13 protein-coding genes are annotated in these 15,333 nt (G+C 63.7%); 9 read left to right on the top strand and 4 right to left on the bottom strand.

From position 1 onward, the window contains the following. Together BR47_RS0123070 and BR47_RS0123075 are read left to right on the top strand one after the other, a co-directional pair. A partial coding sequence (locus BR47_RS0123070; protein ID WP_029120920.1) for a sensor histidine kinase occupies positions 1-790 on the top strand: 790 nt, incomplete at its 5' end. A gap of 1,050 nt (positions 791-1,840) precedes the next feature. After that, entirely contained in the window at positions 1,841-2,470 is a 630-nt protein-coding gene (locus BR47_RS0123075; protein ID WP_020102418.1) for a TetR/AcrR family transcriptional regulator, read from the top strand. A gap of 156 nt (positions 2,471-2,626) precedes the next feature. On the opposite strand, the gene BR47_RS0123080 is transcribed toward BR47_RS0123075, so the two are convergent. The 3 genes from BR47_RS0123080 to BR47_RS0123090 all read right to left on the bottom strand — a co-directional run bounded on the left by BR47_RS0123080 (position 2,627) and on the right by BR47_RS0123090 (position 6,921). Then, positions 2,627-2,941 carry a hypothetical protein gene (locus BR47_RS0123080; protein ID WP_020102419.1) on the bottom strand — a complete coding sequence of 105 codons (315 nt, stop codon included), beginning with the start codon at positions 2,939-2,941 and terminating at the stop codon, positions 2,627-2,629. Positions 2,942-3,323: 382 nt separating this feature from the next. Continuing rightward, positions 3,324-4,796: an APC family permease gene (locus BR47_RS0123085; RefSeq protein WP_020102420.1), complete on the bottom strand. Its 1,473-nt coding sequence runs from the start codon at positions 4,794-4,796 to the stop codon at positions 3,324-3,326. Positions 4,797-5,427: 631 nt separating this feature from the next. Next, positions 5,428-6,921: a gamma-aminobutyraldehyde dehydrogenase gene (locus BR47_RS0123090; RefSeq protein ID WP_029120921.1), complete on the bottom strand. Its 1,494-nt coding sequence runs from the start codon at positions 6,919-6,921 to the stop codon at positions 5,428-5,430. A 114-nt stretch (positions 6,922-7,035) separates the two neighbouring features. On the opposite strand from BR47_RS0123090, the gene BR47_RS0123095 reads away from it, so the two are divergent. The 7 genes from BR47_RS0123095 (at position 7,036) to aspA (ending at position 14,816) form a co-directional block, all read left to right on the top strand. Beyond that, entirely contained in the window at positions 7,036-7,557 is a 522-nt protein-coding gene (locus tag BR47_RS0123095; protein WP_029120922.1) for an Lrp/AsnC family transcriptional regulator, read from the top strand. Further along, positions 7,554-8,939 carry an aspartate aminotransferase family protein gene (locus BR47_RS0123100; RefSeq protein WP_029120923.1) on the top strand — a complete coding sequence of 462 codons (1,386 nt, stop codon included), beginning with the start codon at positions 7,554-7,556 and terminating at the stop codon, positions 8,937-8,939. Before BR47_RS0123095 ends, BR47_RS0123100 begins: the two co-directional genes overlap by 4 nt. A gap of 125 nt (positions 8,940-9,064) precedes the next feature. Further along, the gene (locus tag BR47_RS0123105; RefSeq protein WP_029120924.1) at positions 9,065-9,877 is read left to right on the top strand and encodes an alpha/beta fold hydrolase; all 813 of its coding nucleotides are present in this window, start codon (positions 9,065-9,067) and stop codon (positions 9,875-9,877) included. Positions 9,878-10,102: 225 nt separating this feature from the next. Beyond that, the gene (locus BR47_RS0123110; protein WP_029120925.1) at positions 10,103-11,038 is read left to right on the top strand and encodes an asparaginase; all 936 of its coding nucleotides are present in this window, start codon (positions 10,103-10,105) and stop codon (positions 11,036-11,038) included. A gap of 33 nt (positions 11,039-11,071) precedes the next feature. Further along, positions 11,072-11,779, top strand: coding sequence for a FadR/GntR family transcriptional regulator (locus BR47_RS0123115; protein WP_051128537.1), 708 nt, complete (start codon positions 11,072-11,074; stop codon positions 11,777-11,779). Between the two features lie 125 nt (positions 11,780-11,904). After that, positions 11,905-13,392 (top strand): amino acid permease, encoded by a 1,488-nt coding sequence (locus tag BR47_RS0123120; RefSeq protein ID WP_020102427.1) that lies wholly within the window; start codon positions 11,905-11,907, stop codon positions 13,390-13,392. Between the two features lie 5 nt (positions 13,393-13,397). After that, a complete protein-coding gene (gene aspA, locus BR47_RS0123125) occupies positions 13,398-14,816 on the top strand; it encodes an aspartate ammonia-lyase (protein WP_029120926.1) in 1,419 nt (472 codons plus the stop codon). Positions 14,817-14,988: 172 nt separating this feature from the next. Here the strand turns inward: aspA and BR47_RS0123130 are convergent, their stop codons facing one another. After that, on the bottom strand, positions 14,989-15,255 hold the full coding sequence (locus BR47_RS0123130; protein WP_029120927.1) for a helix-turn-helix domain-containing protein: 267 nt from the start codon (positions 15,253-15,255) through the stop codon (positions 14,989-14,991). Positions 15,256-15,333: the final 78 nt, after the last annotated feature.

The following is a 15,333-nucleotide window of genomic DNA, read 5'->3' on the forward strand; positions in this document are numbered from 1 at the left end:
CGAGGTGGGCCGGCTCGGCACCGCTCTCAACAGCATGGTCGACCGCGTCGCCGACGGGCTGGCCACCCGCCATGCCAGCGAGACCCGGGTACGCCAGTTCGTCGCCGACGCGAGCCACGAGTTGCGCACCCCGCTGGCCTCGATACAGGGATACACCGAGGTGGCCCGCCGCCTGGTCACGGGAATACCCGGGGACGCAACCGATGCGTCACGCGACGATCTGGTCTATGCGCTGACCCGCGTCCATGCCGAGTCCCGCCGAATGAGTCAACTGGTCGAGGACATGCTGCTGCTGGCCCGGCTCGACGCCGGCCGGCCCTTGGCCCATGACGAAGTCGACCTGTCCCAGATGGTGATCGACGCGGTGAGCGACGCCCACATGGCCGGCCCCGAACATCGGTGGGCCCTGGACCTGCCGGATCACCCGGTGATCGCCGTCGGCGACCGGCCGCGGTTGCAACAGGTACTGACCAACCTGCTGTCGAACGCCCGCGTCCACACCCCCGCCGGCACCACGGTGGTCACTGCGCTCACCGATACCGCCGACGGTGCCATCTCGTTGACGGTGTCCGACAACGGGCCCGGCATCCCCGCCGATGTGCTGCCGGACATTTTCGAACGCTTCGCGCGAGGAGACGAATCCCGATCGCGTGCGGCCGGCAGCACCGGCCTCGGTTTGGCCATCGCGCAAGCCGTCGCCAAGGCACATCGCGGCACCATCGCAGTCGACAGCAGCCCGAATGGGTCTGCATTCACAGTGACGCTCCCGGCACGCGAAATACAGACATAGCCGCGCCCAAGACCGCTCATACGCGGTCCGCAGTGACCGACCCGCGGCGGGCGCAACCCGTCTCCGTCTCGCGCCCGGTAACCGCTTCTTCGCCGTGGAACAACCCCACAGCAGCAGACCATATCCCAGAGTGTTCCGGTCTGCTGAACTAGTGAAAATGGCTGCCGCACAGCATTCCTGGCCTCCGCACAGGCGCGACACGCGAGCGATCGGGAGGAGTGATCGCTCGCGTGTCGCATAACTGAGACGATGTCGTCGGACATCATCGTTACCAACTGGCTGTCGCGGGGCCGCTGGCTTTTCGAGCGTATGCCCACCCGTTATGAGCAAACTGTCGTGCGGCTAGGAACTGCGTATGTGACGTGTCCGAGCGCCGCACTCACATGCACCATATGCCAGGGCGGCCTCTCCGCGCGGCACTCTTCGGAACGAGCTCCGGGATTATCTGTGCCACCGGACGACCGCGATCGCAATGCTTGTCGGATGCAGCAATCAATTTGTAGGACAACGTCTTAAGGTGGGACGTGAAGAAAATGGCGACGGCGCGGCGCGCAATTGATCGCACGCCGCGCCGCCTGGATTTGGTCAGCGACCCTTCTTGATCACCGCGGAGGGGGCGGCGGAGGAGGGCATGGAGCAGGGGGCGGTGCGCACTGTCCTGGCGGCGGCGGGGGCGGATCAGCGTTGGCGACCCCGGCACCCAGCAGGCTGGCGGTCAATCCAAGTCCGGTGACGAAAATGGCGGCGCCGACGAATTTGGGCCGGCGTGTGACTGAGCTGGACATGTAGCTCCCTTCTTGCATCAATTATGTTGTCCTGCAACGACTGTAATCCAACATGCAATGCGTAACGCTTCACTGTCCTGTGATATCCATATGCATTCGGAGCTGCAGTTCGATTGGGAATATGGATATTTCATTCGAGCCTGCTTCACGTGACGCTCGCCTCCGCATGTCGCCTTCGGGCTAATAGTTACCACAGTGGCAATTGACAGAAAACGCATATTGCCGGCGAGGCGTGACAGCGGTTGTATCAACACATAATGGAGCGATGGCACCGATAGCGCGTCGCAAGCCGGGCCGCCCGTCGGCGGAAACAACTACTGCCAACCGCCAGCGCATCCTGCGTGCGGCGCGCGAGTCGTTCATTGAATTCGGTTACACAACAACGACGTTCGAGGTCATCGCAGCCCGGGCAGGCTTGTCCCGACCGGCACTTCATTATCATTTTGCCAACAAGCCACAGTTGTACCGCGACGCCATCGACCGTCCGGCGGCCGCTGTGATTGCAGAAGCGGCCGCTACGGCCCGAAACTCGGAAACCTTGACTTCCCAGCTCGTGAGCTTCTTTTCAGCGGCACTGGGCGCCGACAATCCCGACCAGTGCAACGCCCAGCTCGTCGCCGCCGCAGTGCGTGAATCGGTACGCGACGCAAAGTTGATCGTCACCGACCACTCGGTGCTGCGTGCTGCCCGGACGTTCATCTCGTCGGCAATGCGCGAGGCTGTCGACCGCGACGAACTCAGCTCTGAAACCAATATCGCGGACGCCGCCGAAGCGATGGTCGCGGTTCTGTGCGGTATCGCCTCTTATCCGACGGCAGTTGGCCCTGCCGAGAATCTCCCGGCCATCGTGAGTGCTTTCGAGCTGCTGATTACAGACAGACTACTTGCCGGCTGACAGGCAATCGCGGAATCCTCGATTTGACAAGGGATCTGACGCTCGCAGGTGACTCATCCGGGTGCCACCGGGTCAGACGAGTGCAGTCGCTGCAAACACAAGCCCACCCCTTGCTCCGCAGGCCTGCGGTCTGACGGGCTCAGAGGCGCGGCGAAGTCAGTGAAAAAGATTGAGGTTGAGGCTTGGTAGGGACAAGCCGGGCAAGCCCAAAGACAGCGGAACCGACAGGTTCACGTTGGGCGCCGGCAAGCTCGACAGGTTGATCGGCGGAAAGCCGCCCAGACTCCAATCGTCGCCCCAGTCAAGGCCGTTGGTGTTGTTGCGTGCGGTCTTGCCCGAACGCGACTGGCCGGCGTGATTGTCCTGGTTGACGGTGTCGGGAGACGCCTGCGCAACGCCGGCGCCAGCCACCGAAACCGCAAGCGCAGTGGCTGAAATGATGGCGCCTCGTGTGATCAGTGTGAGCGTCATGTGGCGCGGACCTCCCTCGATTGACTGCTGCCTTTGGCAAAAGGTAGCCGTCCACTCTGGGAAATCCGTATCGACGTAATGAGAGCCGACTATGGCTATCCCTGGTTTCCGAATTGACTTGTCCTCGCCGTAAGCCCGGCACGGCATGGGAAATTGCGCGAGGTCGATGGGCGAAGGTAACCACGCCACGGAACAGACCATCGTCACGCTCGTTACCCGATGAACGCCAAAACAGCGCCACACCAAAAGGTGTAGCGCTGAGTTGGCGCACATCGGTTGCGGCTTCGCCGCCTTGACTCCGGTCCGTTCCGGGGCTTTGGAGTGGGTTAAGCCGGTGGCATGACGCCCGCTTGGTTACGTGCCGATGCGGGCGCCCTCACCCTCACCTCGCCGGCTCGGGCGCCGGCTCCGCGGCCACCGACGATTCGCGGGTCTGCCTGCGTGCGACGCGGGCCGGTCCCGCGACATACCACGCCGCCGCGGCGAGCAGCACTGCCAGGAAGATCCACGGGATCACGGCTGTCGGCCAGGCCGGGACCGGATACACGTTGCGGTAGAAGACGTACGCGAGGCAGCACGTGACGGTCAGCCCAATGATGGCGGCGATGCCAACGCTGGTCTGTGGCGCCAGGCGCCGCACCAGAATCGGGATACCCAGCCCCATCAGCATGTAGGCGATCATGTAGCCGAAGGTTCCCATGGTGCCGGTGTAGGAGTACACGTCGAGCTCGTTGATTCCGCTGAGTCCCAATCCGAGTGCCGCGACCAGGGCGGCCGCACTGAGCAAGATGATCGCCACATGCGGCGTCTTGCGGATGGGATGCGTCGCGGCGAGCTTGCTGTGCACCAACTGCGACTCACCCATCGAGCGCAGTACGCGGCTGGCCGCTGTCAGTGAGCCGGCCACACAGGCGAAGTTGGAAGCCACCGCACCCAGATCGATGGACAGCCCAAGCCAGTGCATGCCAAGGCCGTCGGCCAATGTGTTCAAAGGCGTTGCGTCGGCGGCCAGGTTGTCGGCACCACCGAAACCGACGATCTGCGCGTAAGACCCATACAGGTAGAGCGCGCCGGCCAGTAGCGCACTGCCCGTGACGGCACGTGGGATTGTCCGTTGTGGGTCCTTGGCCTCGACCGACAAACAAGCGGCTGACTCGAACCCGACGAAACCCAGGGTCGCCAGCACCATGCCGCTGACCACCTGTTGCACCGTGATTCCCGTGGGCATCAGCGGCGCGAGACTGACCCCATGCCGAATCAAAACCATGGTGAGCACCAACAGAATTGCTCCGATGGAGAGCACCTCGAGTACCACACCGGTCCAGGCGGAGATCCGGACGCCGCGGATCATCATCCATGCTGCGCAGACCACGCACACAACTTCGAGGATCACCATTACCGAGATCGAAGTAGCGGGCGCGCCGGCGCTCGCCGGTGGAGCCACTCCGAGAAGGGGTTTGGCGTACTGCGAGAACTGGGCGACGCAGCCGACGGAGATGAGCAGGTACCCGAAGGCGAGACCGGTCGACCCGACGAACCCGACCGCTCTACCGAACGCGGCGGTGATATGTGAGAGCAGGTCCTCTCCCGGCCGCAACCGTGCCGCCCGGGACACGCACCAGCCCACCAAGAGCAGCACGCACAAGGAGACGGCGTAGGAATACAAGGTGCCTGCGCTGGCGCTGGCCGCCACAAGCGTTGCGCCGGAAACCATCACGGCACTTGGCGCGATGCCGGCGGTCGACTGCGCGACGAGCTCGACACCGCTCATGCTGGCGGCCGCGAGTCCGGTGCCCGCGTTCTCCTGGGCATCTCTGACTTCCTCGAGCCGCTCGACATTGGATATAGACGGCATTGATCGGTCTCCTCAATGGCGATTGGTCGGTCCGCGACCACGGCGCGGACCGCCTGCCGGCTGCGGTGCCGGCGGCTGACGTGTGTATTGGGTGAATTGACCCAGCGGGACAACCGCTTTCGGTCCACCATCCGCGGCCAACTTTAGGGTCGGCTTGTTACCGGTAGTGACAACGAATGTTAAAAGCGCCAACAAAATCCACTGTCAGCCATGACGGTCGTCACAGAAGCCAGTCATGTCTGGTCAGCATTGAGTGCATTCGTCATTATTTCGGCCGCCGCGTTTCCTGAAACGAAGCATTACCGAAGGTGCCACCGCTCACACCATGAGTCCACATATCCCCACACCAGGGAACGCGGAATCAGAGCCAGAGATCAGCGTCGTCGATATACGCTCGCGTCGCGAAATCTTGAAAGAAAGCCTGGGTTCTGGAATTCGGGAGCCGGTCGGCGATGAGGGACCGTTGCACTGAATAGTGTTGCAGCACAAACTTATACGCGCATGCAACGTGAATCTGCGTGAAACATGGTCGACGTTGGTTTGGCGAGCCCTGAATTTCTTCGACAGTGCCGAATTGAGCACTTCACAGGGCTTTGACACCTGGGATCAACATCTGCGATCCCGCGGACTATTACCTCTTGGCGAAGATGATTCGATGCCAGTCTTTCTCGGCAACCGAGGTGATATCGCTCATCACATGTTTGATGGTCAGGTATTCCTCGAACGAATAGGCGCTCATGTCTTTACCGAACCCGGAAGCACCGAAACCGCCATGTGGCATTTCGGAGATGATCGGAATGTGGTCATTGATCCACACGCAGCCGGCCTGGATTTCGCGCGATGCCCGCTGAGCTCGATACACGTCGCGAGTCCATGCCGAGGCCGCCAGGCCGTACTCGGTGTCGTTGGCCTGCCGCAGTGCGTCGTCGTCGTCAACGAAGGGCCGCACGGTCAGCACGGGACCGAAAATCTCATCACGGTAGATCTCGGAGTCTTCCGCTACATCCGCAATCAGTGTCGGCGGGTAGAACGTGCCGGAACCCTCGGGCAGTGTGCCGCCCGTCACGATCCTCCCACCGTGCTGCTGCGCCCGTTCCACCATGCCGGCGACCTTGATCCGGTGTGGCGTCGAGATCACCGGTCCCAGATCGGTATTCGGGTCATGCGGGTCTCCGGTGACGACCTTGCCGAACAGTTCGGCAACGCCGGCAACAAAGTCGTCGTACAACGGTTGCGCCACGATGGCGCGGGTCGCCGCAGTGCAATCCTGGCCGGTGTTGATCAGGGATGCCGCCACCGCACCATGGATCGCGGCATCCAAGTCGGCGTCATCGAAGACCACGAACGGAGCCTTGCCGCCGAGTTCGAGTTGCGTGCGGTGGCCGTGGACCGCCGCAGCTGTCATCACCCGTCGCCCGACCGCCGTCGAGCCGGTGAACGTCACCATGTCGACGTCACGATGCCCGGCAAGGGCCGCGCCGACGTCCGCGCCCAGACCGGTCACGACATTGAACACACCTTCGGGCAGCCCCGCTTCGGCCGCCAACCGGGCCAGCGTGAGCGTGGTCAGCGGGGTGATCTCGGCAGGCTTGATCACCACGGCACAACCAGCCGCCAACGCGGGCAACGCCTTCCAGACCGCCATCTGCAGCGGGTAGTTCCACGGCGTGATGGTGGCGACCACGCCGACCGCCTCGCGCCGGATGCTCGACGTGTGGTCGGCCGAGTACTCGGCAGTGGCCTTGCCCTCGAGGTGTCGGGCGGCACCGGCGAAAAAGTCGATGTTGTCGATGCTGCCGGGGACGTCGAAGTTTGCCGCCAGCCGGACCGGTTTACCGGTCTGGCTGACCTCCTGATCTACCAGCTCGTCAGCGTTCTCGGCGGCCAGTCGGGCCAACCGTGCCAGAACCGTGGCCCGTTCGGCCGGAGTGGCCCGGGCCCAGCTCGGCTGTGCGGCGCGGGCCGCGGCCACTGCGGCGTCTACATCGGCGGGCGTCGCCAGCGCGTACGACGCCACGACAGCACCCGTCGCCGGATTGACGATCTCGAACGGACTCCCGTCCGTCGTCACAGTCTTTCCGTTGATGAAGCTACCTGCGACGACCTGGCCTACACCTGCGCTCACGATCCTGAACACTACCTCAACACTGCTGCGGATTCCACTTGAAATCACGTGTTCGTCGACTGATTTCGTCGAATATGTTGTGCAGGACGACGAAATCCGTGCACAATTGACGCCATGGCCATCCCAGATGCACCGCCCGATGCCGCTGCGATGCCTACGCGCAGCGGCCAATCTCGGGGCGGCACCGCATTCCAGCTCGACGAACTCTCGAAAGAGATCATCGAGCAACTGCAGCAGGATGGCAGGCAGTCCTACGCCGCCATCGGTAAAGCGGTCGAACTGTCGGAAGCAGCCGTGCGCCAACGGGTCCAGCGCATGATCGACTGCGGCGTCATGCAGATCGTCGCCGTGACGGACCCCGTTCAAATGGGCTTCGGACGCCAGGCCTTGATCGGGGTTCGCTGCACCGGCGATACCACCAAGGTCGCCGACGAACTTGCCGCCTGCGCGTCCGTCGACTACGTCGTGCTGACCGCCGGAACCTTCGACATCATCATCGAAGTCGTCTGCGAAGACGACAGCCACCTGCTCGATCTGCTCAACAGCAAGATTCGAGCGGTGCCGGGGGTGCTGTCCACCGAAACGCTCGTCTATCTCAAACTCGTCAAACAGCAATACAACTGGGGCACGCGATGACAACAATCAATGCAGCACAAGCACTTTCAACCGACCTCGCTGCCAAGGCCAAGCGGCACCTGTGGGGACACTTCGCCCGCCATGGCGCTGACATCACCCCACCGATCATCACCCGCGGCGAGGGCGTCACCATCTTCGACGACCGGGGCAAGAGCTACATCGACGGGCTTTCGGGCCTGTTCGTCGTGCAGGTCGGGCACGGTCGCGAAGAACTCGCAGCGGCAGCTGCCCGCCAGGCCGAGCAGCTGTCCTTCTTCCCGTTGTGGTCCTACGCAACGCCGACCGCGATCGAACTGGCCGAGCGTATCGCCAACTATGCGCCGGGCGACCTGAACCGGGTCTTCTTCACCACCGGCGGCGGCGAAGCGGTCGAGAGTGCGTGGAAGCTGGCCAAGCAGTTCTTCAAGTTGACCGGAAAACCCGGTAAGCACAAAGTGATTTCGCGTTCGATCGCGTATCACGGCACCCCTCAGGGCGCGCTGGCGATCACCGGCATCCCGGCATTCAAGGCGCCGTTCGAACCGCTCACCCCGGGCGGCTTTCGCGCACCGAACACCAACTTCTACCGGGCGCCCGATGCCTACGCACACGACCCGGAGGCATTCGGCCGGTACTGCGCCGACCGCATCGCCGAGGCCATCGAATTCGAGGGTCCCGATACCGTCGCCGCCGTATTCCTGGAGCCCGTGCAGAACGCCGGCGGCTGCTTCCCCCCACCACCGGGGTACTTCCAGCGCGTCCGTGAGATCTGCGACCAGTACGACGTACTCCTGGTGTCCGACGAGGTGATCTGCGCCTACGGCCGCATCGGCTCGATGTTCGCCTGCGACGATTTCGGCTACATTCCCGACATCATCACCAGCGCAAAGGGTTTGACGTCCGGCTACTCCCCGATCGGCGCGATGATCGCCAGCGATCGCCTGTTCGAACCCTTCAACGACGGCAAGACGATGTTCGCGCACGGCTATACCTTCGGCGGACACCCGGTGTCGTCCGCGGTGGCGCTGGCCAACCTCGATATCTTCGAGCGTGAGGGCATCAACACTCACGTCAAGGAGACCGCGCCGGCGTTCCGGGCCACCCTGGAGAAGCTGTACGACCTGCCCATCGTCGGCGATGTCCGCGGCGAGGGATTCTTCTACGGCATCGAACTCGTGAAAGAAAAGGCCGCCAGGGAGACCTTCAACGCAGAAGAGTCTGAGCGCCTGCTGCGCGGCTTCCTCACCCCCGCACTGTGGGAGGCGGGTCTGTACTGCCGCGCGGACGATCGTGGCGACCCAGTGATCCAGCTGGCTCCGCCGCTGATCAGCGGGCAGAAGGAGTTCGACGCGATCTACGACATCCTGCGCAACGTTCTCGACGAGGCCGGGCGCCGCCTTTAGGGCACCGGCCCGACACGTCGCGCACGGCGACTTTCGAATCCAGCAGGTTCAAACGGTGGGCCGGCGGCGGCGAATCGGCCACGGTGGCAATCGAATACACAATTCACCACCGATACGGAGCCCACATGCCCTTCTTCGACGGCGCCGCCGGACGGGTCTTCTACCGACACTGGACCTTCACCGAAGAGCCAGCCGCAGCACTGGTCTTCTTGCACGGGTTCGGCGAGCACTCCGGTCTCTACCACCGGTTCGCCGCCGAGCTCGGCCGCCACGGCATCGATCTATGGGCACTCGACCAGCCCGGCCACGGACTGTCCGACGGCACCCGGGGCGACGTCGGCACCTTCACCGATGTCGTCACCAACGCCCGCACGCTCACCGCACTGGCCGTCCAACAGGGCCCCGACGTCCCGTTGGTGATCACCGGGCATTCGCTCGGCAGCGTAGGCGCGCTGCTCACCGCACTCGAGGACACCAACCGGTACCGCGCCGTGGTGGTCAGTGGAGCGGCTCTCGATCCGCTGCCGTGGCTCAACGAGGCCGACTCGGCGCAGCCGTTCGAGTTGGAACTCGACGCGCTGTCCGCCGACCCCACCTACCGCGACGAACTCGTCAACGACCCGCTGGCATTCACCGGTGCCGACGTAGTGGGCCTCCTATCCCGGCTCTTCCCGCCAGCGTGGCGGCGCCTCGAAGCCGAGCTGCCGGAGCTACGGCTACCAATCCTCGCTGTGCACGGCGAGCACGACACCATCGCGCCGCCGACCGCAATCCTGGGCTGGCGCGACCGACTGCCGCGGCTGCGGGTCGAGGTCATCGAGGGTGCCGCGCACGACGTGCTCAACGAAGTCGCGCACCGTCGGGTCGCCGACCTCATCGCCGCCCATGCCATCGCCCAGCACGCGCCCGGCACGATCGACGCCGAGGTGCCGGCGTGACTCGGACGACAACTGTGAACGGTTATTCCGTTACACGACAGACACGTTCGTGAGACTGGTCAGTCCCCAGCGGACCCTGCGTGCTCTAGCGGGCTGAGTCCCCGTCTTGCCTGACGGCAGCCACCGCCGTCGAGGAGGATTCCCACCTCCGCAATAATCTGTCTGACAGATTTGGCATGCTCGTGGTACAAATGGCGCTTTGGGCCGGATCTGGAGGAGGCGACAGTGCCAGTTGCAGTGCTGACCACCGGTGGCACAATCGCCAGCGGTCGCAGCTGTGATGGCCGTATCTCTCCGTTGGCGCGGGGCGCGATCAGCCACCTCATCGGTCCGGATGTTTTGGTGCGCGACGTCATGGCGATCGACTCCTCGACGATGTCGTTACAGCGGATGACCTCCCTCCGCAACGCCGTTACCGAGGTGCTCGATGATCCGGACACCGATGCGGTGGTGATTTTGCATGGCACTGACACCCTCGAGGAGACCGCAATGTTCCTCGATCTCTTCCACGACGATCCCCGTCCGGTGGTGGTGACCGGCGCGCAGCGGCCTGCCGACCATCCCGACCCCGACGGGCCGCACAACATCTCGCTTGCAATACAGGCTGCGCGCAGCGCCGACTCGCGCGAGCAAGGAGTGCTGATTGCGTTTGGTGGCCAGCTTCTAGCCGCCCGGGGCGCGCGCAAGGCTCACACCACCCAGCTCGATGCCTATCGGCAGTACGCACCGGCCGCTCAGCGTCCCGCGGCGTTACCTTGGCACCCAACAATCGGCCAACAACGCGTCGACATCGTCGCCCTGTATCCGGGCGCCGACCGAACGCACATCGATGCCAGCGTGTCGGCCGGCGCGCGTGGGATCGTCCTCGATGCGATGGGTTCAGGCAATGCCAACCCGAATATCCTTGGCGCCGTGAGCGATTGCATCCTGCGTGGTGTCGCCGTCGTGGTCACCAGTCGGGTGCCCGATGGTGTCGTCGAACCCGTCTACGGGGGTAGCGGTGGCGGTCACGACCTGATTGCCGCCGGCGCAATCGCCTCTCCGTGGCTACGGGCAGCGCAGGCTCGCATCCAGCTGGCCGCGCTGCTGGCCTGCGGCGCCGAGCGAGACCAGATGGTCGACGCCTTCGCCGAAGCCCGCGACCCCGTCGCGGCGCGTTGACAGCGTCCGATCGGCGCGCGCACCCTAAGAGGCGTGAATCTGCCTTATAGCTGGACAGATCGGCCCGCGACGATCGTGCGGCGCAACGCAACCGAAGCAGTGCTCGAGGATCTGTGCACGGCCATCGAAGCCGGCGACCTGCCCATCGGAGCCAAGCTGCCACCGGAAGCCGCGCTCGCCGAGCGCTACGGGGTCAGCCGCTCTGTAATCCGCGAAGCGTTGCGCTCCTGCCAAACCCTGGGCTTGACCTCGACGAAGACCGGCTCCGGAACCGTGGTCGTAGCGTCGCATGCGGCCTCACCGCGTTACGGCAAGTTCTCGGCACGGGACCTCATCGAAGCGCGTCCCTACATCGAAGTGCCCGCCGCCGGCTGGGCCGCGCGTCGGCGCACCGACGCCCAACTGGCCAACCTGACGCGCATCAACGACGCGATGCAAGCCGAGACCGACCCAGCGCTGTGGGTTCAGCTCGACACCGAATTCCACCTCGCCATCGCCCAGACCTCGGGCAACGAAGTGTTCACCACCGTCGTCGCAGCGATCCGTGACGCACTTGGCCAGCAGTCCCGCATCCTCAACGCCGCCTTCGCTGAACGCAGATCTGCATCCAACGCCGAACACGGCAGGATCCTCCAGGCCATCGCCGCTGGTGACTACGCCGACGCCAGCGAATGCATGCGCCGGCATCTCGACAAGGTGGAGCAAGCCGTCACCGAACTCGCCGGAGACACGCCCGCCTGAGTCCTCCAAGTCACGGCCGTCGCGACCGCTGACTTCCTATTGACGCGGACAGTGACCCATGCCACACTCAGCAGGAAAGCTGTCTGACAGCCTGGCAGCTGGACCACATATCGAATGGGAGTCCGATGGCGACGGTGCCAACCACCACCGACCCGACAGCGCGCCGAAAAGCTGTCAACCTGACCCGCGAGGATGAGGGCTATCACAAGGGCCTCAAGCCGCGGCAGCTGCAAATGATCGCGATAGGCGGCGCCATCGGGACTGGCCTGTTCCTCGGGGCGGGCGGCCGACTGCACTCCGCAGGACCGGGCCTCTTCCTGGCATACGGGGTGTGCGGCATCTTCGTGTTCCTGATCCTGCGCGCCCTCGGCGAACTGGTGTTGCATCGGCCGTCATCGGGCTCGTTCGTCTCCTATGCGCGTGAATTCTTCGGCGAGAAAGCCGCCTACGTCGTCGGCTGGATGTATTTCCTCAACTGGGCGATGACCGCCATCGTCGACACCACCGCGATCGCCACGTATTTCCATTTCTGGAAGGCGTTCGACGTCGTGCCGCAATGGGCGGTGGCGCTAATCGCGCTCGTGATCGTGCTGTCGGTCAACATGATTTCGGTCAAATGGTTCGGCGAGATGGAATTCTGGGCGGCGCTGATCAAGGTGATAGCGCTGATGGCGTTCCTGGTCGCAGGAACCATCTTCCTGGCCGGACGCTTCAAGATCGACGGCCAGAGCACGGGATTCAGCATCTGGTCACATCAAGGCGGGCTGTTTCCCACCGGCGCGCTCCCACTGCTCATTGTCACCTCGGGGGTGGTATTCGCCTATGCCGCAGTTGAATTGGTGGGCACCGCCGCCGGTGAGACAGCTGAGCCCGAGAAGATCATGCCGCGCGCCATCAACTCAGTCGTCGCTCGTATCGCGATCTTCTACGTCGGATCGGTGTCGCTGCTGGCATTACTGCTGCCTTACACCGCCTATAAGGCCGGCGAAAGTCCTTTCGTGACGTTCTTTTCCAAGATTGGCTTCGGCGGCGCCGGCGACATCATGAACATCGTCGTGCTCACCGCCGCGTTCTCCAGCCTCAACGCCGGCCTCTACTCAACCGGCCGCATCCTGCGGTCCATGGCAATGAATGGCAGCGCCCCGAAGTTCACCGCACGGATGTCCAAACGGGGCGTACCCTACGGCGGCATCCTGTTGACCTGTGCGATCTGCCTTTTCGGTGTGGTGCTCAACGCGTTCAACCCCGGTCAAGCCTTCGAGATCGTCCTGAATATGGCCGCTCTGGGCATCATCGCCTCGTGGGGCACGATCGTGTTGTGCCAACTGCGACTGGTCAAGATGGCCAACGCCGGCACCATGAAACGACCAAAGTTCCGGATGCCATTCACCCCCTACAGCGGCTACCTCACCCTGGCGTTCCTCGTCGCCGTGCTGGTCTTGATGGCCTGCGACGCACCGGTGGGCACCTGGACGGTCGGGACACTCGTTGTGCTCATCCCAATGCTGATCGCCGGCTGGTATCTGGTGCGAGGGCGCGTGCGAGCCGTCGCGCAAGAACGCCTCGGCTATACCGGCGAGTTCCCCGTCATCGCCAACCCACAAGTGGATTGAGAGAAATGAAAACCCGCATCGAACATGACCTTCTGGGCGCCAAAGAGGTACCGGCCCAGGCCTATTGGGGCGTACACACCGCACGCGCGGTCGAAAACTTCCCGATCACCGGTACCACCATCGGCCGGTACGAGCACCTGATCTGCGCGCTTGCCGTGGTGAAACAAGCCGCGGCACGCACCAACGCCGACCTCGGATTGCTCAGCGACGAACGGGCCGCGGCCATCGACCAGGCCTGCAACGAGATCCGCGCAGGCCAGTTGGCCGACCAATTCATCGTCGACGTCATCCAGGGCGGAGCCGGGACGTCGACGAACATGAACGCCAACGAGGTGATCGGCAACCGTGCGCTGCAGATCATGGGCCACGAAATCGGCCAGTATCAGTACCTGCATCCCGCTGACCATGTGAACATGAGCCAATCCACCAACGATGTCTATCCGACAGCGCTCAACATCGCCACGATTACCTCGTGTGACGGCCTGGATACCGCAATGGCGCAGCTGATTTCGGCGTTTGACGACAAAGCCACGGAGTTCGATCGAGTCATAAAGATGGGCCGGACGCAGCTGCAGGACGCCGTGCCGATGACGCTGGGCCAGGAGATGCGCGGCTATGCGGTCACCATCAGTGAGGACCGCCAGCGGCTGGCCGAGTCGACTGCGCTGCTGCACGAAATCAATATGGGCGCAACGGCCATCGGAACCCGGCTCAACGCGCCGCCAGGCTACGTCGACGCGGTGTGTAAGCACCTGCGCGCACTGACTGGACTCCCTTTGGTGACTGCCGAGAATCTGATCGAGGCGACACAGGACCCCGGCGCGTTCGTCCATGTGTCGGGCATACTCAGGCGGATCGCGGTCAAGCTGTCCAAAATCTGCAACGATCTGCGGCTGCTGTCCTCAGGCCCTCGTGCCGGCCTCCACGAGATCAATCTGCCTGCAGTCCAAGCCGGTTCGAGCATCATGCCCGGAAAAGTCAACCCCGTCATCCCCGAGGTCGTCACTCAGGTGTGCTATTCGGTGATCGGCAACGACCTGACGATCACCATGGCCGCCGAGGCAGGCCAACTGCAGCTCAACGCGTTCGAGCCGATCATCGCCCGATCGCTGTTCGAGAGCATCACCCAACTCACCGCGGCGTGCCGGACACTGACCACCCGATGCGTGCAGGGCATCACCGCCAACGTCTCCACGATGGCCGCACACGTGCACCAGTCGATCGGCCTTGCCACCGCGCTCAACCCCTACCTCGGCTACACGAAGACCACCGACGTAGCGCGCGAAGCACTCGACAGCCACCGCAGTGTCGCCGACATCGTCCTCGAGCGCGGCTACCTCGGCGAACAGGAGCTCCGGCAGATCTTGGCGCCAGAGCGCCTCGCCAATCTCTCCAGCGACAGCGAGGCGGTGGTCAGTTCTTGAAATGCTTGTCAGCCCTGATCATCTGAACTGGGCAGATGTGACGTTCTCACTCGCGTGACAGACCACCTGCTCGCGCTGTGACAGTGATGGTGTGCGATCAGGTCGGTGACACGCAGCAGACGACAATGGCGTGAATCGGTGCGCGACGAAACTCTGATCGTCGCCGACCGCTTCAGATCGCGATCTGATCGTCACCGTCACCGCGCCAGACCGCCACGGCCTTATCCAGTGACAAGCCCAGCGCATCGCACAGGCCGACCACCGTACCGAAGCTGGGGCTGGGCAGCCTGCCGACTTCGATCTTGCGCAGCGTCTCCGGTGAGATGCCCGCGTTCCGGGCGATCACCTCGGGCGCACGGCCGGCGCGCGCAGTCCTGATCAACGCACCGAGGCGCTGCCCGGCTCGGATCTGTTCGGGACTGAGCGGTATACGCACCATGTGGACAGCATAGTGGTATTCAAATACCACTGCTGGTACCGTCGCGCATGGTATAAAAATACCGCGTCGAGATGGAGT

Origin of the sequence: Mycobacterium sp. UNC410CL29Cvi84 (assembly GCF_000686745.1) — a bacterium.
In the GTDB taxonomy this organism is placed as follows: Bacteria; Actinomycetota; Actinomycetes; order Mycobacteriales; family Mycobacteriaceae; genus Mycobacterium; species Mycobacterium mucogenicum_B.